The sequence below is a fragment of the Roseateles sp. DAIF2 genome, assembly GCF_015624425.1.
In the GTDB taxonomy this organism is placed as follows: domain Bacteria; phylum Pseudomonadota; class Gammaproteobacteria; order Burkholderiales; family Burkholderiaceae_C; genus Kinneretia.
The window spans coordinates 3235682-3254341 of the sequence record NZ_CP049919.1 but is presented as its reverse complement, the minus strand read 5'-3'; the positions used below and the strand labels follow the sequence as shown (position 1 = coordinate 3254341).

11 protein-coding genes are annotated in these 18660 nt (G+C 68.7%); 5 read left to right on the top strand and 6 right to left on the bottom strand.

Going from position 1 to position 18660, the window contains the following annotated elements; genetic code table 11:
• Positions 1-224 precede the first annotated feature (224 nt).
• Both G8A07_RS14900 and G8A07_RS14895 read left to right on the top strand, forming a co-directional pair.
• Entirely contained in the window at positions 225-3008 is a 2784-nt protein-coding gene (locus G8A07_RS14900; protein WP_195792825.1) for a TonB-dependent siderophore receptor, read from the top strand.
• The gene (locus tag G8A07_RS14895) at positions 3008-5128 is read left to right on the top strand and encodes a prolyl oligopeptidase family protein (RefSeq protein WP_249937003.1); all 2121 of its coding nucleotides are present in this window, start codon (positions 3008-3010) and stop codon (positions 5126-5128) included. Before G8A07_RS14900 ends, G8A07_RS14895 begins: the two co-directional genes overlap by 1 nt.
• 32 nt (positions 5129-5160) lie before the next feature.
• Here G8A07_RS14895 and G8A07_RS14890 read toward each other — a convergent pair whose 3' ends face one another.
• Positions 5161-6105, bottom strand: a complete 945-nt coding sequence (locus tag G8A07_RS14890; protein ID WP_195792824.1) for a 4-hydroxyproline epimerase — start codon at positions 6103-6105, stop codon at positions 5161-5163.
• A 106-nt stretch (positions 6106-6211) separates the two neighbouring features.
• Between G8A07_RS14890 and G8A07_RS14885 the strand changes: the two genes are divergently transcribed.
• The 3 genes from G8A07_RS14885 (at position 6212) to G8A07_RS14875 (ending at position 9522) form a co-directional block, all read left to right on the top strand.
• Entirely contained in the window at positions 6212-6943 is a 732-nt protein-coding gene (locus G8A07_RS14885; RefSeq protein WP_195792823.1) for an AraC family transcriptional regulator, read from the top strand.
• 100 nt (positions 6944-7043) lie between these two features.
• A complete protein-coding gene (locus G8A07_RS14880) occupies positions 7044-8285 on the top strand; it encodes an FAD-binding oxidoreductase (RefSeq protein ID WP_213086166.1) in 1242 nt (413 codons plus the stop codon).
• 16 nt (positions 8286-8301) lie between these two features.
• Positions 8302-9522, top strand: coding sequence for a Xaa-Pro peptidase family protein (locus G8A07_RS14875; RefSeq protein ID WP_195792822.1), 1221 nt, complete (start codon positions 8302-8304; stop codon positions 9520-9522).
• A 39-nt stretch (positions 9523-9561) separates the two neighbouring features.
• On the opposite strand, the gene G8A07_RS14870 is transcribed toward G8A07_RS14875, so the two are convergent.
• From G8A07_RS14870 to G8A07_RS14850, 5 genes are all read right to left on the bottom strand, one after another.
• Positions 9562-9897: a hypothetical protein gene (locus G8A07_RS14870; RefSeq protein ID WP_195792821.1), complete on the bottom strand. Its 336-nt coding sequence runs from the start codon at positions 9895-9897 to the stop codon at positions 9562-9564.
• 51 nt (positions 9898-9948) lie between these two features.
• A complete protein-coding gene (locus G8A07_RS14865) occupies positions 9949-14532 on the bottom strand; it encodes a PAS domain-containing protein (RefSeq protein WP_195792820.1) in 4584 nt (1527 codons plus the stop codon).
• A 66-nt stretch (positions 14533-14598) separates the two neighbouring features.
• Complete coding sequence (locus G8A07_RS14860; RefSeq protein ID WP_195792819.1) at positions 14599-15717, bottom strand: HD-GYP domain-containing protein; 1119 nt, start codon at positions 15715-15717, stop codon at positions 14599-14601.
• A gap of 244 nt (positions 15718-15961) precedes the next feature.
• Positions 15962-17896: a diguanylate cyclase domain-containing protein gene (locus G8A07_RS14855; RefSeq protein ID WP_249937002.1), complete on the bottom strand. Its 1935-nt coding sequence runs from the start codon at positions 17894-17896 to the stop codon at positions 15962-15964.
• Between the two features lie 233 nt (positions 17897-18129).
• On the bottom strand, positions 18130-18609 hold the full coding sequence (locus G8A07_RS14850) for a chemotaxis protein CheW (RefSeq protein WP_195792818.1): 480 nt from the start codon (positions 18607-18609) through the stop codon (positions 18130-18132).
• Between the last annotated feature and the right edge of the window lie 51 nt (positions 18610-18660).

Genomic DNA, 18660 nt, shown 5'->3' with positions numbered 1-18660 from the left:
GACTGCGGCATTCCGCGCCGCCGGCCTCGGCCAAGGCCCTTGGATCCCTGGGCGCTTCGCGATCTGCGGGACAACCCTGAAGCCGGCCCGCGCCTGTGGCGGCAGCGCGCCAATTGTGCAGAGATCGGCGTGCCGCGCGGCGCCCCGCATCAATACGGCCCGGCCGGCGATTTCTAAGCTCGCGCCTCACATTTCTACAAGCTTTCACAAGCACGAGGAGACCCGTGAGCAAGCCCTTTCGCACCCCGACCGCCATCGCTGCCGCGCTGCTGCTGGCCAGTCTGAACACCCAGGCCCAGGAGGCCTCCAAGGACGCCGACAAGACGCTGGAGCGCGTCGTCGTCACCGGCTCCAACATCAAGCGCACCCTGAGCGAGACCTCGCAGCCGCTGCAGCTGATCTCGCGCGACGAGATCAAGGCCTCGGGCGCGCTGACCGTCGGCGAGGTGCTGGGCAATCTCACCGGCAACGACCGCGGCGCGCTCAGCGACCTGGGCGGCGCAAACTCCTGGGCCAGCGGCGCCTCGGGCATCTCGCTGCGCAATCTGGGCCTGGGCGGCACCTTGACCCTGCTCAACGGCCGCCGGCTCTCCAGCTACGGCTTCGCCGACGGCCTGCAGCTGAACTTCACCAATATCGACGCGATCCCGGCCAACCTGATCGAGCGGGTCGAGATCCTGAAGGACGGCGCCTCGGCCATCTACGGCTCCGACGCCATCGGCGGCGTCATCAACATCATCACGAGCAAGGACTTCACTGGCGTCGCGCTGAACGTCAGCGCCCAGCAGTCGCTGCGCCGCAGCTTCCTGGCCAAGGACAAGTCCGGCTCCGTGACCGTCGGCCATGGCAATCTGGACAGCGAGGGCTACAACGTCTACGGCCATCTCGAGCTCTACAAGCGCGGCAGCTACAAGGACAGCGAGGTGCGCCCCCTGCTGCCCGGTTGGTACACCGACGAGAACCCCGGCCGCCTGCAGAAATCTTCCGGCTCCTTCCCCGGCAACTACAGCGGTATCGACCCGGCCACCGGCAAGACCTTCACGACGGCGGCCCCGGGCTGCGCGGCGGAGAACCTGGTCGGCGGCGTCTGCCTCTACGACTACTGGAAAGACAGCGACGCCCGCCCCGCCACCGAGCGCGTCACCGGCATGCTGGGCGGCCGCCTCAAGCTGGGCAGCGATCTGACGGCCTTCACCGAGCTGCAGTTCGCCGACATCAAGGCCAAGTACCACACCGCGGCACCGCGCAGCCAGGCTGCGGGTTTCACCCAGACCTGGTACGACTCGCTGAAGGGCGAGCTGCAGTCCTGGAGCTACCCGGCGCTGCCGGTGGGTCATCCGAACAACCCGTACAGCTTCCCGGTCACCCTGGCCTACCGCTTCATCGACAACCCGGAGATGTTCAAGAACGTCGGCGCATCGACCGATCACCGCTTCGTGCTGGGCATCGAAGGCATGCTTGGCGGCTGGGACATCAACACGGCGATCGGCACCATGGGCTCGCGCGCCACGCAGCGCCAGCGCCTCTACCTGGACCGCTTCGGCTATACCGAGGCCGTGCTCAGCGGCGAGTACAAGTTCGGCCAGAGCAACCCGCAGTCGGTGCTGGACAAGATGTTCCCGGAGATGGGATCGACCGGCCGCTACCGCCAGCAGTTCGCCGACTTCAAGGGCTCGCGCGAGATCGCCACGCTGCCCGGCGGCCCGCTGATGCTGGCCGTGGGCGCCGAGCTGCGCCACGAGGAGTTCTCCCATCGCAGCATGGACAACATCCTGCAGGCGCGCATCGTCGGCTTCTCGGGCGTCGCCATCGAGGGCAAGCGCGATATGGCCGCGGTGTTCACCGAGCTGGCCGCGCCCATCACCAAGCAGCTGGAGGCCACGCTGGCGCTGCGGGGCGACAAGGTGTTCGACGGCTTCGGCGCCGTCACGCCCAAGGCCTCGCTGGTGTTCCGCCCCTTCCAGGCGCTGATGCTGCGCGGCACGGTGACGCAGGGCTTCCGCGCGCCCAGCCTGCCCGAGACGGGCAACGGCGGCGCGTCCTGGTTCAACAGCAGCATCGTCGATCCCAAGCGCTGCGCCACAGCCCGCGCGCTGCGCGACGCGCTGAAGACCGGCAACGCGGCCGACCAGATCGAGGCCTCGCTGGCCTTCAACGCGGGCTGCGCGGCCGGCTTCCCCTCGGCCGTTACGCCCAACCACGAGCTCAAGCCCGAGCGCTCCAGCAACGCCACCATGGGCGTGGTGCTGCAGCTGGCGTCCAATGTCAGCGCCTCGATCGACTACTACTCGATCAAGCGCCGCAACGAGATCGGTGTGCCCGACATCGCGCAGATCCTGGAGGCCGAGGACCAGAGCCCGGACCTGGTGCCGCGCGACCCCGTCTCGGCGCAGGACAAGCTCTGGTCGCAGCGCGCCAAGGAGCTGACGGGCAAGGACATCGGCTTCGCCGCCGGCCCGATCCGCACGATGCGCCTGCAGTACCGCAACCTTTACAAGACCAAGGTCAGCGGCTTCGACATCGATCTGCGCAGCAAGTGGAACCTGGGCGACTGGGGCAAGCTGGACGCGGGGCTGGAGGCCAATATCCAGTCCAAGCTGCTGTACTGGGACCTGAATGCAAACGCCTACCGCATCAACCGCGTCGGCTACAACGGCGTGCCGCGCGAGCGCCTGGTGCTGAAGGCCAACTGGGCCCGTGGCGACTGGAAGCTGGGGACCCGCACCTATTTCAGCGGCTCCACCAAGCTGGCCTGGGACGAGAACGATGACGACTGGTACCAGGCCTCGGGCTGCGCCGAGCGCAAGGAGCCGGACAGCCATTGCCGCATCGCGTCCTGGACCAGCACCGATCTGTGGCTGCAGTACACCGGCATCAAGCGCTGGACGCTGTCGGCCAATCTGTCCAATGCCTTCAACGAGCAGCCGGCCGTCTACCGCCGCGCCACCAGCACGCTGCCCGGCCTGAACGACCGCGTGCTGAAGCTCAGCGCCGAGGTGAAGTTCTGATGATGATCAAGCAAGCACGATTCCTTCTTGCGCTGCTGGCGACCTTCGCCGCCGCGCCCCCGGTCTGCGCCGCACCGCCTGCCGACCTGCCCGATCCCTACCGCTGGCTGGAGGAGGTGGACGGCGAGCGCGCCCTCGGCTGGGTGCGCGGCCAGCAGCCAGGCCTGGCGCCGCTGCTGCAGGCGCCGGGCTTCTCCCGGCTAGAGGCCGAGCTGGCCGAGGTGATGGCCTCGCCGGCCAGGCTGGCGCCGGCCGAGCAACTGGGGGCGCAGGTCTACAACTTCTGGCGCGATGCCGAGCATCCGCGCGGCCTCTGGCGCCGCAGCGCGCCCGAGGCCTATCTGCAGGGCCGGCCGCAATGGGAGACCGTGCTGGACCTCGACCAGCTCGCCAAGACCGAGGGCGAGCGCTGGGTCTGGGCCGGCGCCAACTGCCTCGCGCCCGCAGCCAGGCGCTGCCTGGTCAGCCTCAGCCGCGGCGGCGGTGATGCCCATGTGCTGCGCGAGTACGACACGGTCGAGCGCCGCTTCGTGCCGGCCGCCGAGGGCGGCTTCGCGCTGCCCGAGGCCAAGGGCGGCGCGGGCTGGATCGACGCCGACACGCTGGGCGTCTACACCGATTTCGGCGCTGGCAGCCTGACCGCTTCCGGCTACCCGCGCCAGCTGAAGCTGTGGCGGCGCGGCAGCCCGCTGAGCGAGGCCAAGCTGCTGCTGGAAGGCGCCCGGGACGAGGTGGGCCTGTGGGCCTGGGGCGAGCGCCTGCAGGGCCGGCAGCAGTTCATGCTGGAGCGCCGCAGCAGCTTCTTCGCCGGCAAGCAGTACCTGCTGCGGGACGCTCAGTTGGTCGAGCTGCCCAAGCCCGACGATGCCCAGGCCCGGCTGTTCGGCTCGATGGCGCTGATCGAGCTGCGCTCCGACTGGGAGCAGGGCGGCCGCCGCTATCCGGCCGGGGCCCTGATCGCGACGCCGCTGCAAGCCTGGCTGGACGGCAGCCCGCGCTTCAGCTTGCTGCACGACCCGGCCCGCGACGGGGCGCTGCAGAGCCTGACAGTTCTGCGGGACGCGCTGCTCGTCGTCGGCATGCGGGACGTGCGCCAGAGCCTGAGCGAATGGCGCCCCGCAGGCCGGCAATGGCAGCGCCGCGCCGTGCCCACCGGCCCGCTGGAAAGCCTCTGGATCGCCGCGCTGGCCGGCCAGAGTTCCAATCGCTACCTGCTGACGCGCAGCGGCTTCCTGGAGCCCGCGCGCCTGCAGGCCGCCGAGGTCGGCCGCACGACGCGGCAGACGCTGCAGCAGCTGCCCGCCTTCTTCGACGCCGGCGGCCTGGAGGTGCGCCAGTTGCAGGCGCGCGCCACCGACGGCACGCCCATTCCCTACTTCATCGTCGCGCCGCGCGGCCCCGCGCCCAAGCAGGGGCGGCCCACGCTGCTCTATGGCTACGGCGGCTTCGAGATCTCGATGAAGCCCGGCTACAGCGGCATCCTGGGACGCGCCTGGCTGGCGCGCGGCGGCGTCTATGTGCTGGCCAATCTGCGCGGCGGCGGCGAGTTCGGCCCGCGCTGGCACCAGGCGGCGCAGCGCGAGCACCGTCAGCGCAGCTTCAGCGACTTCATCGCGGTGGCCGAGGATCTGCAGCGCCGCGGCATCACGCGGCCCGAGAAGCTGGGCATCATGGGCGGCAGCCTGGGCGGGCTGCTGACCTCGGTAGCGATGGTGCAGCGGCCCGAGCTGTTCGGCGCCGTCGTCAGCCAGGTGCCGCTGACCGATATGCGGCGCTATCACGAGATGCTGGCCGGCGCGTCCTGGATCGAGGAATACGGCAACCCCGACATCCCCGAGCAATGGGACTACATCGGCAAGTACTCGCCGTACCACAACGCCACGCCCGGCAGGCGCTACCCGCCGGTGCTCTACACCAGCTCGACGCGTGACGACCGGGTGCATCCCGGCCATGCCCGCAAGATGGTGGCGCGGCTGCAGGAGCAGGGCCACGAGGTGCTGTACTGGGAGAACATCGAGGGCGGCCATGCCGGCGCTGCGACACCGGCGCAGCAGGCGCGGCTGTGGTCGCTCAGCTATGGCTTCCTGCAGCAGCGGCTGATGGGCGGGCTGGCGAACTGATGCGGCCGAGGTCGCGCGCCGAGCGGCAAGGCTCAGCGCGCGACGACACCCCAGGCGAAGGGATCGTCGGCCTCGATCAGCAGGCGGCCTTCTCCCGAGAGATGGGCGCGCCCGGTGATGCGCGGCACGATGCGGCCCTGCTCAGTCGGCGTGTAGCGGCCCTCGAACAGGCTGCCGATGATGCTCTCCATGCGGAAGACCGCGCCGGGCGCCAGCTTGCCGTCGGCCGCCAGGCAGGCTAGCTTGGCGGAAAAACCGGTGCCGCAAGGCGAGCGGTCATAGGCCAGGCCGGGGCAGAGCACGAAGTTGCGCGCGTCGTGGGCCGGATCGATGGGGGCGGCGTTCAGCTCGATATGGTCGATCTCGGCGCCGTCCGCGCCGCTGATGCCGGCGGCCGTCAGCGCCTCGCGCAACGCGGCGGTGTAGCGGGTCAGCTCGCGCCAATGGGCATGTTCCAGCGGCAGCGGGCAGTCCTTGCTGATGAAGAACCAGTTGCCGCCCCAGGCCACGTCGCCGCGCACGGTGCCGTGGCCGGGTACCTCGACCTCGATGCCTGCCGCATGCCGATAGCTCTCGACATTGGCGATGCTGATGCGGCCGTCGGCGTGCAGCTCGGCGGCGACGGTGCCGACCGGCGTGCCGATGGCATGCCGCCCCGGCTGGATACGGCCCAGATGGGCGAGCGTGCGCACCAGTCCGATGGTGCCGTGGCCGCACATGCCGAGCACGCCGACATTGTTGAAGTAGATGACCGAGGCCACGGAACCTGGGTTCTCGGGCGGCAGCAGCAGCGCGCCGACCATGGTGTCCGAGCCGCGCGGCTCGCAGGCGATGGCGCTGCGCCAGCGGTCATGCTCGCGCACCAGCGCGGCGCGGCGCTCGGCCAGGCTGCCGCGATCCAGGCCGGGCAGGGGGGACAGGACCACGCGCGTCGGTTCACCGCCGGTATGGGAGTCGATGTAGTCGATGTGTTGCATGCCGGCAGCATGGCGCGAAAGCCCGGCGCCATCTAGCCACGATCCGGCCATGCACATGCGGAAATCGGCACAATAAAACCGGTCGGGAGTTCCTATAGTTGAGCCCATGAGCCAGCCCCTGCCCACCCAGGTCGATGCCGAGCAGCTGCAGTGTCTGATGGATACGCTGCCGGCCACCGTGTTCTTCATCAAGGACCTGAACGGCCGCTACACCCATGCCAACATGACCCTGGTGCGGCGGCTGGGGCTGTCGCGGCGCGAGGACGTGCTGGGGCGCACGCCGCTGGAGCTCTTCCCGCAGCGCCTGGGCGAGGCCTATGCCTCGCAGGACCGGCGCGTGCTGGGCGGCCAGTCCATCGCCAATCAGCTGGAGGTCCATCTGTTTCCGAACCGCGCGTCCGGCTGGTGCCTGACCCACAAGAAGCCGCTGCAGGACCGGCCGGGCGGCGCGATCCTCGGCCTGATGGGCGTCTCCCACGATCTGCAGCAGCCGGACGGCCGCCATCCCGGCTTCGCGCGGCTGCGCCGTGTGCTCGACCATATGGAGACCCATTTCGGCGAGAGCGTGCGCATGCAGGCGCTGGCCGGCCTGGCGGGGCTGTCGCTGTCGCAGCTGGAACGGCAGTTCCACCGCGTCTTCCATCTGACGCCGCAGCAATGGCTGACGCGCTTGCGCATCGAAGCCGCGATGGGCCTGCTGCGCGGCGGCGACAGCATCGCCTCGATCGGCCTGGCCTGCGGCTTCAGCGACCAGAGCGCCTTCAGCCGCCAGTTCAAGGCCTCGGTCGGTGCGACCCCGCGGGACTACCGGCGCATCGTGCTGGAGGTGCGGGCCTGAGCGTCAATCCGACGCGCATTCCAGATGCGGAAAGTAGCATAGCCATGAGGCGGCCCAGCATCTAGCATTCGCGCAGTTCCGCTATCCCCTTGTCTCCCTCGTGTCCTCATCTACAGCAACGGCCCTGGTCATCGGCGGCGGTGTCATCGGCCGCGCCTGCTCGCTGGCCCTGCGGCGCAGCGGCTGGCGCACGACCCTGCTCGACGCCGGCGGGCATGACCTGGCCCCGTCCTGGGGCAATGCCGGCCATATCGCGACCGAACAGGTCGAGCCGCTGGCCTCGATGGCCATGCTGCGCGCCGCGCCGCGCCGCTGGCATGGCCTGGGCGGCGCGCTCGATCTGCGCCAGCCGCTGCGCCAGCTGCCCTGGGTGCTGCGCTACCTGCGCGCCTGTGCACCGTCGCGTTTCGAGGCCGGTCGCGTGGCCTTGCGCGGCCTGCTGGCCGAGGCGCTGCCCGCCTGGCGGCGCCTGGCGGACAGCCTCGATGCGCCCGAGCTGCTGCGGGAGCAGGGCCATTGGGTCTGCTGGGAAGGCGAGGGCAACGCGCGGCGTGGACGCGCGACCTGGCGGCGCGCGGACATCGGCAGCGCCCGCCTGATCGAATGGAGCGACGGGCAGCGCGCTGCGCTGCAGGCCCGGCTCGCGGTGCCCCTGGCGGGCGGCATCGCCTTCGACGGCACGGCGCAGATCGCCGACCTGCCCCGGCTCGCGCAGCGGCTGGGCGATGCCTACGCGCGGGCCGGCGGCGACTTCCGCATCGCCCGCGTGCGGGCCTTGCGGCGCGAGGGCCGCCGGGTCCACGCCTGCCTGGAGGCTGGCGAGCGCCTGAGTGCCGACCTGATCCTCGTCTGCGCCGGCGTGCGTTCGCGCGGCCTGATGGCCGACCTCGGCCTGCAGGCGCCGCTGATCGCCGAGCGCGGCTACCACCTGCAATGGGCCACACATGGCTGGCCGGCGCTGCCGCCGGTGGTGTTCGAGGACCGCTCAATGATCGTCACCCGCTTCGACGGGGGCCTGCGCGCGGCGAGCTTCGTCGAGTACGCCGCCCTCGACGCGCCGCCCGATGCGCGCAAATGGGCGCGGCTGCGCGCGCATGTGGCACAGCTGGGCCTGCCGGTGCAGGGGGAACCCGAGCGCTGGTTCGGCGCGCGGCCGACGCTGCCCGACTACCTGCCCGCGCTGGGCCGCAGCGCGCGCTTCGACAACCTGGCCTATGCCTTCGGCCACCAGCATCTGGGCCTGACCCTGGCCGCCATCAGCGGCGAGCTGATCGCCGATGCCTGCGCCGGCCGGGCAGGGGCGGTGCCGCTCACCCCCTTCAACCTCGACCGTTTCGCCTGACAAGGAATCCTTAACCATGAACGAGCAGATCGGCCACCTCACGCTGACGCAAGCCCAGGCGCAGTTCGCCACCCTCGGACCAAGTCTTCAGGCCAGGCGCCCACCCGCCATCGGCGCCGCCGACTATGCCGCGCGCCTCGCCAAGGCGCGGGCGCTGATGCAAGCGGCCGGCGTCGACGCCCTGCTGGTCACCGCGGGGCAGTCGCTGCGCTATTTCACGGGCATCGGCTGGGGCGCGAGCGAGCGCCTGGTCGCGCTGCTGTTGACCGCCCAGGGTGAGCCGCTGCTGATCGCGCCGGCCTTCGAGGAGGGCTCGCTGGACGCGGTGCTGCGCATCCCGGCGGGCAAGCGCCTGTGGGAGGAGCATGAAGACCCGCATTCGCTGGTGGCAGGTGCGATGGCCGAGCGCGGCGCGCGCCGGCTGGCGCTGGATCCGGAGGCCGCCTTCCGCATCGGCACCGGGCTGAGCCGCTATCTGGATGCGGGCTTCCTCGTCGACGCCCAGCCCATCATCGACGGCTGCCGCATGTGCAAGACCGCGGCCGAGCTGGCGCTGATCCAGCATGCCTGCGACATCACGCTGCAGGTGCAGCGCCTGGCTGCCGGCATCGCGCGCGAAGGCCTGGGCAGCGATGAGCTGCTGCGCTTCATCGACCAGGCGCACCGCGCGCTGGGCGCGGACGGCGGCTCCACCTTCTGCATCGTGCAGTTCGGTCACGCCACGGCCTATCCGCATGGCATCCCGGGCGTGCAGCATCTGCGCCGCGGCGAGCTGGTGCTGATCGACACCGGCTGCAGCATCGAAGGCTACAACTCCGACGTGACGCGCACCTGGATCTTCGGCGAGGCGGACGAGGACCAGCGCCGCATCTGGGCGCTGGAGCGCGCCGCGCAGCAAGCCGCCTTCGAAGCGGTGCGCCCCGGCGAGCCCTGCGAGGCGGTGGACGCCGCCGCGCGCCGGGTGCTGGAAGCCGCCGGCCTCGGCCCCGACTACCGCCTGCCGGGCCTGCCGCACCGCACCGGCCATGGCTGCGGCCTGTCCATCCACGAGGCGCCCTATCTGGTGCGCGGCAACCGGCAGCCCCTGGCGCCGGGCCATTGCTGCAGCAACGAGCCGATGATCGTCGTGCCGGGACGGTTCGGCGTGCGGCTGGAGGATCACTTTTACGTGACGGAGTCCGGCGCGCGGTGGTTCACGCCGCCATCGATCGCGATCGACCGGCCGTTCGCCGACTGAGAGGAGGGGGCTGCTGCCGTCTGTTGTCGGATGGGGCTGTCAGCTGCCCTCTTTCAGCATCGACGCATTGACCGCGCAGTACTCCGAGTCCTCGTCTTCGAAGATCACCAGGAACCAGAAGGACTGGTCGGGGGCGCCGAGCGTTTCGCTGAGCGCCGAAGCGGGTCTCGAGAACTTCAGCCGCATGTCCAGCGGCAGCTCGTTGGCATCCGCCAGGCTCTGGCGCGGAACCGCTTCCAGCGAGGGCGTTTCGTCTCTCAGGTCGAGAACGACGATCAGATCGTTGGATCCGAAATGCCGCTGAGCCGCCTGGGCGAAGCCGAAGACTCGTTCGTCGAGGATTTCAAGGAGACGATCTGGGAGCGTTTCACTCATCGCGGGTATGCCTTGCTGCGCATGGCGAGCATGATAAGGCCCGGGTTGGCATCAGCTACGCAGTTCACGCAATAGTGCCAATGCCGCTTCGAAGTCGAAACCCTCGATACGGGCGGCCAGTTCTGTCGCCAGTTTGCCGTACTGCTCGCGCAGCGCGGTCTGCACTTCGCGGTGCAGCGCGACGGCGCTCATCTCGCCCCCCTCCAGCGCGATGTCAAGGCGGTCAAGGTGCTCTGCGAGCAGTGCCGCGGTAGGCTCGGGGTAGGCGACGCGCAGGGCACCGACCAAGGCCGCCAGCTCCGACGCCATTTGCTGCCGCATCGGATCCAGCGCTGCGGTCGGGTCACCCGCGGCATGCTCCAGATCCTGCGCGTGCCGATGCAGCGAGTTCGCGCCTATCGTGGCCGCCATGCCTGCGATGGCATGGGCCTGAAACCGTAGCCGCATCGGCTCGCCAGAGAGTGCGAATCCTTCGTACTGGCGGGCGCACTGGCGCAGCGCCTTTTCCAGCAAGCGCGGCCGACCACCAACATTCGCCAGCCCCGCGGCCATGTCCAGCCCTGGAACCTGCGGCAAAGCCGGCGATTCTGCGGCTGTTGTGGCTTGCGGTGACGCGCCGCCCGTTGGCACAGCCCCACCCGGCGACAGCCACTTCAGCAGCATGGCATAGAGCCGATCGGGCGCGACCGGCTTGCCTATGTGATCGTTCATGCCGGCGGCCAGGCAATGGGCGCGGTCTTCGGCGAAGGCGTTGGCCGTCATCGCGATGATCGGAAGGTCAGTGCCGCCGGGCATCGCGCGGATCTCGCGGGTGGCTTGCAGCCCATCCATCACCGGCATCTGCATATCCATCAGGACCAGGTCATAGCGCTGCCGTTCGCGCAGCATGTCCAGCGCCTGACGCCCGTCCCCGGCCATGTCCACCTGCATGGCCACATCATGAAGCAGTTCGCATGCGACCTCTCGGTTGATCGAGTTGTCCTCGACAAGCAGGATGCGCGAACCGGCGTGTGCAGTGACCAGTTGCCGGAGCAAGCCTGCCGTCGATCCATCGTCGTCGGACATGAGGTTGTCCAATGTCGCCGGAGTTCCCGCCGGGTCGGTCAGTCCTTCCGATGCCGGCAGTTCGACGTTGAACCAGAAGCGACTCCCCTTGCCGGGCACGCTGTCAACACCGACGTGGCCGCCCATCATCTCGGCCAGATGGCGCGTGATCGCCAGCCCCAGGCCGGTACCGCCGTAGCGTCGGGTGGTCGAACTGTCGCCCTGCTCGAAGGTTTGGAATAGACGAGATAGGTATTCCGGCTCGATGCCGATACCGGTGTCGCTGACTTCGAAGCGCAGCCGGATCCGGCCATCGGCATCGCCCAGCGAATCGCCGCGCAGGCTGACGCTGCCTCGCTCGGTGAACTTGACGGCGTTGCTCAGCAGGTTGAGCAGGGCCTGGGACAAGCGGGTCGGATCGCCACGCACCATGGCGGGCAGGCCGTCCGTGTTCAGCTGCACGTCGAGTCCTTTCTCGCGAGCGCGCTGGCCGACCAGGTCGCAACAGCGTGTCATCAACGGCGTCAGCTCGAACGACTCTTCCTCGAGCACCAGCTTGCCGGACTCGATCTTGGAGAGATCGAGGATGTCGTTGATCACCTGCAGCAGATGCTGAGCCGCCCCGCCGAGCTTGCCAAGACGTTCCAGCGCTGTTGGGTCGACGCTGTCGCGGCGCAGCAGATGTGTCAGCCCGATGATGGCGTTCATCGGCGTGCGGATCTCGTGGCTCATGTTGGCGAGGAACACGCTCTTGGCCTGGCTGGCCGCCTGAGCCTTGTCACGGGCGTCCATCAACTCGTTGTTGAGCGCTTGCAGCCGCCTCTGTGTCTGCTTGAGCTCGCCGATGTCGGTCACCAGGACGAAGAAACCTTGCACCTCGCCGTGGCGCAAGTCGGGGATGTAATGTGCCCAAAGATGGCACTCTTCACCCTTGGGGCCCTGCAGCTGACGCTCAAAGTGCTGGGCCTCGCCGCGCAGTGCCGCCTGCGCCTGCGGTCCGGCGCCGAGCTCCCGACCCAGCAGTTCGTTGCGCGATACACCGACCAGCGCTTCCGGCCGGCGACCGAACCATGCCGCGTACGCCTGGTTGGCGAAGCGGCAGCGCAGCGCGCTGTCCCAGTAGGCCACCATGCCGGGAATGCTGTCGGCGATCAGGCGGGTGAACGCATCCGCCTGGGCCAATGCCAGCGTGCGCTGACCGATCAGATCTTCCAGGTGATGACGGTATCGGTTCAGCTCCATCCCCTGTTGCTTGCGCTCGGTGATGTCGGCATGGACCATGACGGCACCCCCCTGCGCGCTGCGCAAGGGGGTGACGCTCATCTGAAACCAGCGCGGCTCGTCCGGCGTATCGCAGGCGTACTCAAGCTGGTAGCAGTCGCGCTCCCCGGCCAACACGGCACGTATGCCACAGGCAGCGTTGTGCGCATCGCCGGATCCCGGCCCCTGGCTCCGATCGCAGGTCCCCAGATAGTCGGTGCCGACAGCCAGGCGCAGGGCTGGCATCCTGTCTGCGCCGTTGGCGGCGGCAAAGCGCCGCCACGCGGCGTTGACGGCGACTACCCGGCCGTGGCGGTCGAGCACTGCCATGTGGTCCAGCACGGAGTCCTCCACCGCCTGAACCAACTCGGCCGAGTCTTGCAGCGCCCGGTCGATGCGTTGTCGCTCGCTGATGTCGCTGACAACACCCAGCACGGCGGGCCGGCCCTCGTACAGCAGCCGGCTGACGCGCAGCTCGACCCAGAGCTCGCTGCCGTCCTTCTTCAGCCAGCATAGCTGGCACTGCGGCGGCGCTTCAGGATCGTCACCGACGCACCGGTCGACCTGCTCCGTCCACAGGGAAATCCATGCCGGCGCCACGATGCCGGCAACGGGCTGGCCGGTGAACGCTTCAGGCGTATAGCCCAGCATCGCGGGCAAGGCCGGGTTGGCGAACACGAAGCACTCGTCCTGAGCGACGAAAACACCGTTGGCCAGAGCATGAAGCAGCGTTCGATGTCGCTGTTCGCTTTCGGCGATGGCGGCCTGGGCGCGGCGTTGCTCGGTGACGTCGCGCGAGATGCCGAACAGGCCGACCAGTTCTCCCTGGCCGTCCAGCAGCGGTCCTTTCGTCGCCTCGAAAACACGCGGCCCGAGCGTGGTGACGACCGCCTCCTCGAAGGTGATCAGAGTTCCCTGGGCCATCATGTCCGCATCGTTCTCCATCACGCGGCGCGCATCCTCGTGCGAGAACAACACCCGGTCGTCCTGCCCAAGGACCTCGGTGGCCGACTTGCCGGTGAAGTGCTCGGCCGCGCGATTGAACAGCAGGTAGCGACCGGCTCGGTCCTTGGCGAAGATCGCATCGGTCGATGAGTCGGCCACCGCCTGCAACAGGTGCAGGGCCTGCAGCTGCATCGCCTGCGCTGCCTGAGCGGCCTGCGAGTCGCGCAACACCGCGCGTTGCTCCCGCAGAAAGTAGCCGGCGGCAATCATGAACAGACCCAGCAGCGTGACGGCGCCGATCCACAACGCCTCGCGCCACGCGGGAGCATCGACCTCCGCCAACGCCTGTTCGGTGACCAGCATCCAGTCGCTGCCCTCGACCGGGTGGGCCACGCCCAACACCATCCGGTCCTGGCCATCGAGCGCCTCGACGGCTCGCCCCATGGGAAGCTCGCCGCGCAGCACACGGGCAATCAGTTGCGAAGGATCGTCGGCCGGCAGGCTAGAAGGTGCTTCGGATTCGGGGCGTCCCTGCAAGTCGCCGAGCGCCAGCAGCCGGTCCTTGTTTCTGCGCCACAGCGTTGTTCTGACCTCGCCATCATTGCGAGGTTCCGACGCTTGCCTCCCATGGGCCATTACCCGAGGAGCAAAGCGCAGCACCACCGCGCCCAGCGCTTGCCGCTGCACGTTGGAGCGTAGCGGGACCACAAGGTCCAGCCACTCCCGCTTGACCGCACCATCAACGCGGTATATCTCGGTGCGTGTCACCTCACCGGACCGCAAGGCCTGGTTCACGGCGGTGAGCAGTTCGGGCGGCGGGCCGACAATCGGGCCGCTCCCGAGTGCCACGATGTGCAGATGTTCGTCGGTCAGCAGAACCTGCTGCGCGCCCTGGGTTGCGGCGGCACGCTGCAGCTCGGCCAACAGCGGCCCTTGCGGCGGGACGCCGTCTTGGCGACGCCAACGCTCGAAGTCCTCGACCAGATGCCGATGCCCCGCTAGATACTGCCCCATCTGGCGCTGTGTCGCCAGCCAGTCCCGCAACTGCGCGGCGCGCGTCTCGGCGATGGATTCCAGCCGCGTGGCCGCGAGCCGGCGCTGCTGGTCCAGACCATGGCGCATGCTGGTCGCGCCAAGCGCCAGAACCGCGAATGCGGTGACTGCTGCGAACCCAAAGGCCAGCGGATCGCCGGGGCGCATGGCCTGCCACCCCGGGCGTCTGTGCGTGGCGGTGGTGGAGCGCCTGAGTGCCAGGTACAGCAGCAAGGCGCTGACCGTGACAAAGGCGAAACCCTTGAATAGTCCGACGCGGGCAAGCAGCCATCGGTCCCACACCAGCAGCTCTAGCAGCCAGTCTGATCCGAGAATCCACAAGGAGGACAGCATCGCGTAGCCGAGAACCACGGCTAGCAGGCGGTGACGCCCCGGCAGGGCTCGAAGGGCGCCAGGCATTCAGCAAGGATGCAGGACCGGCTCGGCTTCGTCGGCCAGGCGATGCGCAATGCCGCAGAATTCGTCGAAGGCGGCGTCGAAAACCCCCACCACGGCGGGGTCGAAGTGCTTGCCGCTCTGCTCCAAGATGTAGGAGCGCGCGGCCTCGAGGCTCCAGGGCCGTTTGTAGACACGTGGGCTGACCAGGGCGTCAAACACGTCGGCCAAGGCCATCAGCCGTGCGGGTAGGGGAATGGCCTCGCCGCTGAGTCCATCGGGGTAGCCTGCGCCATCCCAGCGTTCATGGTGGCTGCGGGCGATCTGCTTGGCATAGTCCAGGTGCTTCATGGCCTGGCCACCGGCGTCTCGCTCGGCCTGTGCAATGGCGGCAGCTCCCAGCGCCGCATGCGTCTGCATGATGGCCCGCTCTTCGGGGTCTAGCTTGCCGGGCTTGAGCAGAATGCTGTCAGGTATGCCGACCTTGCCGATGTCGTGCAGCGGTGCCGAGCGCGCAATCATGTCGATGTCGTGCGCATCAAGCCCCAGACTTCGCTCACCGAAACGCGCCAGCAGGCGCTGGCCCAGCAGCCGCACATACTCCCGGGTGCGCAGAATATGGTTGCCTGTCTCGTTGTCGCGCGTCTCGGCAAGACGGGCCAAGGCATGAATCCCGATGTCCCGCATGCACTGAATCTCGGCCAGGCGGCGGCTGACCTCACGCTCCAGATCGGCGTTGCGATCATCAAGCTGCAATTGCGCGCAGCGCAAGGCCACATGGGCCGCGACGCGGGCTCTCAGCACCGCGGGCCGCAAGGGCTTGGTCACATAGTCGACCGCGCCGCTGACCAGTCCATGCTCCTCGTCCTCGGACGCCTCCATGGCGGTGACGAAGATGACCGGGATGCTGCGGCAGTCAGGCAGCTCGCGCATGCGGGCCAGCACCTCGTAGCCATCCATGCCGGGCATCATCACGTCCAGCAGCACCAGATGGGGCTGCGGTGCCCGTGACAGCAGCTGCAACGCACGCGGACCGGAGTTGGCGGCGCGAACCCGGTACTGCGGCTGCAGCAGCGCGCCGAGCACCGCCAGGTTCTGGGGGTTGTCGTCGACGATCAGGATCAGGGGGCGCGTGTCATCCATGTTCTACTCCCTATGCCTGCGGCCTGATAACCGGGCCCTCCAATGGAAACACCGGCAATCCCGGTTCCGCTTGATGAATATCAATTTCGCGATCGGCCGCCGCTGCGGCCTGCGGTGAAAAGTCTCCTTCCGGTCGGGCGTCGGCGCACGCCCCTGATCCTGCAGGATCGGGTCGGGCGATCCCTGATTCCGCCGTAGGCAAACTGCCGACAGCCTGTTCAAGCAGCAGCCCGGCGATGTGCCGTCATCCCTCGAACAGTGCCGCCAATGCCACCGTGGGCGCGCAGGCGACCCGACCTCGGCCGGCGCGCTTTGCCGCATACATGGCGTCGTCGGCCGCCTGCTGCAGCGCCTGTTCCGTGCCGCCATGCCGACTTCTCAGGGCCAGGCCGATGCTGCAGCCGACGGCGACGGGTTCGCCCGTCCCGCCCAGAGGAATCGGACGATGGACGGCCTCGAGGCAGCGCTGAAGAACGACCAGCGCGTCGCGCTCGCCCTCGATGTCGACCAGTACCAGCACGAACTCGTCCCCGCCGATGCGGGCGAGGGTGTCATTGGCCCGCACCTCGTTCGCCAGACGCGAGGCGACCGTGCGCAGCACGGCATCGCCGGCCTCGTGCCCGAACCGATCGTTGACCGGCTTGAAACCGTCCAGATCAAGATAGGCGACCGCCACATCCTGGCCACTGCGCTTGGCCTGCATCAAGGCTTGGTGCAGTTGCACCTGAAGCAGGCGACGGTTGGCCAGCCCGGTCAGCGGATCGTGCAAGGCCAAGTGCTGCGCGTCTTCCTCGCTGTGCTTGAGATTGTCGATGTCTACCAGCATCCAGATCGACTCGGATTCCGACAGCATGGCGCCGCTCAGATCTACCCAGGGGGTCCGGCCGTCCGACGTGCGGATCCGCACCTGGGTGCGGAAGCGGCCGACGGAGCGCAGCGCCGCGTATCCCTGTTCACCGACCATCTCGAAGCAGGAGTCCTCGGCATACAGCACACGCGTCGAGGCCCCGATCAGCTGCTGTGCCGGATACCCCAACATATGGCAGGCCGCTCGATTGGCCCACAGGATCCTGCGTTGCCGGACCCGCAGCATCCCGATCAGGTCGTTTTCCAGCAGCAGGCTTTGCTCCTTGGCCAGGCGTGCGATCTGCACCCTGGTCCGGTGCTCGCGGCGGTGCAAGGCGTACAGCAGGCAGGACCCGCAGGCGACCAACAAGAGGGTGGCGGCGGTGAAGGCCCAATGCCGTAGCGCGGCCGATCGCCAGGGCTCCAGGTAATGCTGGGTGCCAAAACCGGCCAGGACGGTAAGGGGATAGCCGGGTAGACGCCGATAGGCGGAGATGCGCTCGATGCCATCCAGCGCCGTTGGCGTGATGTACCAGCCGGATTCCCGATCCCGAGCGAGCTCGTTGCGCAACTGCGGTGAGGTCTGGTCGCTCCCCAGCCCCGCCGCGCTGTCGGGCTCGGCGCCGGAATGCCGAGCCACCAGCCTCAGCGAGTCGCTGCGCAGCGCGATCGCACCATCCTTACCGAGGCTCAACCGGCGAAACAGGCCCTGGAAATGCTGCGCCGACAGGACCGCATAGACGACACCGCGAAACTGCCCACTCTCGGTCTGCAGCCTTCGCGCGGCGACGATGCACCAGTCTCCCGTCACCCGGCTTCGCAAGGGCTCGGAGAGAACCAGCGCATCGCTCGCCCGGGCCGCGCGGAAGTAGTCGCGGTCGGCGACAGATAGGGAGGTCGCATCCTCGGTGGCGGTGGGTTCGACGCTGACCCGGCCGCTCGCATCGGCGGTGCGGATGGCGAGCACGAAGGGCAGCAGGCGGCGCTGTTCCAGCAAGGTCGGCTGCAGGGCCTGGGGCGCGCCGCCCTCGCTGAGCGCCTGTCGCAGAGCGATCGTTGCCAGTGCGTTGTCGACCAGCCGCAATTCGGCCGCCAGCTCGCTGCTGAGCGCCTGCACCAGGTTCTGCGCGGCCTCGCGTGCGCGGGCGAGTTCGCTGTCGCGACTGACTTGCAGGTTGATGAGGGTGGCCAGTATCAGCACGCATGCGACCAGCAGATTGCCGGCAACGATCCAGCCCGCGATCCGGGGAGACGACTGCATGAAAAAAACCTCTTCCGTCGCCGGACCGATGGGCCAGACCGCCGAGCCGTTGATGCGGAAGGATCGCATCATCGCGGGCCGCGGGCGGGTATGGACCACATCGCGATGGCCGGACCCTGCTGGCTCTTGATCCAAGGCTCAGCAGCACCCAGGCCATCGGCGTTTTTCTCCCCGCCAGCAGTGTCGGCGGGTTTTGTTGCGATCTGTTGATCTGAGTCAAGGAATGGGCGGGGCAACTCGGTCGGGCGCAACGGAGCGGATGGCCGGGACGCCGGGATCATGGTGGAGGAGATCATGGTGATGCCTCAATGCAGCGGGCAGGGCGGCAGCAGTGCGATCAGCTGGCGCAGATCCAGAAGCTGAACCCGACGCGGGCCGCGCAACCCCTGCATGCGGCACAGACGCATGCCCGCGGGGCCGTACTCCTGCGGCGCCGGTTCGAGCAGGTCGACAACCGCGTCCGCCAGCAACGCGACGCGCTGCAGCGCAAGCTCCGCCAGGATCAACACGGCCTGGCGCGGGTCGACGGGCGGGGGCAGGCTGTCCAGGTCCTGCAGCGCGCGCAGGTCCAGCACCGGCACATAGCGCTGCTGCTGCTGGTCGTACATGCCCTGTACCCAGGGTGGGGCCGCCGCCAATCGCTGGGTCTGTGCATGGGGGTGGATGGCGAGCACATGGCTCAGGAGCAGGGCATAGTCTCGGTCGGCCAGCCGGAAACCGAGGTACTGGAGCGGCTCGGCATCTGCCGGGACTTGCGCGGGGTTGGGGGCGCTGGAGTGTTTCATTTCGATGCTCATCGCTTGCTACCCGGGGGCCGGCGATCGGCCCCCGCCTCA